1 protein-coding gene is annotated in these 502 nt (G+C 81.5%); it reads left to right on the top strand.

Annotation, left to right across the window (positions count from 1 at the left end; translation table 11 throughout):
- Positions 1-502: FHA domain-containing protein (locus tag HTZ82_RS06070; protein ID WP_175408241.1), on the top strand; the 502-nt coding region annotated here is incomplete at both ends.

Raw genomic sequence — 502 nt, 5'->3', positions numbered from 1 at the left:
GGCGCGGTGCTGGCGCTGGCCGCCCCGGCCGAGGACGCCGCGGACGCCCCGGACGGTACGGCCCCGGACGGCGCCGTCGCGCGGCTGCACGTGGTCGCGGGGCCCGACGCGGGCGGGGTCCATCTGCTGCACCCCGGCGACATCCGGATCGGCCGCTCGGCGGACGCGGACGTCCCGCTGGACGACCCCGACGTGTCGCGGCTCCACTGCGTGGTGACCGTCGCGGACGACGGGCGGGTACGGGTCGCGGACCTGGGCTCCACGAACGGTACGACCGTGGACGGCCGCGCTGTCGGCACCCGGCCGGTGCGGCTGGCCCCCGGGGCGCTGCTCCGGCTCGGCGAGTCCGCCCTGCGGCTGACGGCCGGCGGCGCGGACGGCCCCGGGGGCGCGGGCGGTACGGCGGTGGCCACGGCGCCGGACGGCGAGGGACACATGCGCGTGCGGGGCCTGACGGGCGGTGCGGGGATCGGGAGCCCCGGTGGCGGGGCGCCGGGCACGG

The sequence above is a fragment of the Streptomyces sp. TRM64462 genome (assembly GCF_013362995.1).
Classification (GTDB): domain Bacteria; phylum Actinomycetota; class Actinomycetes; order Streptomycetales; family Streptomycetaceae; genus Streptomyces.
Note: the sequence above shows the minus strand (reverse complement) of the source record. Positions and strands in the feature narration are given on the sequence as shown.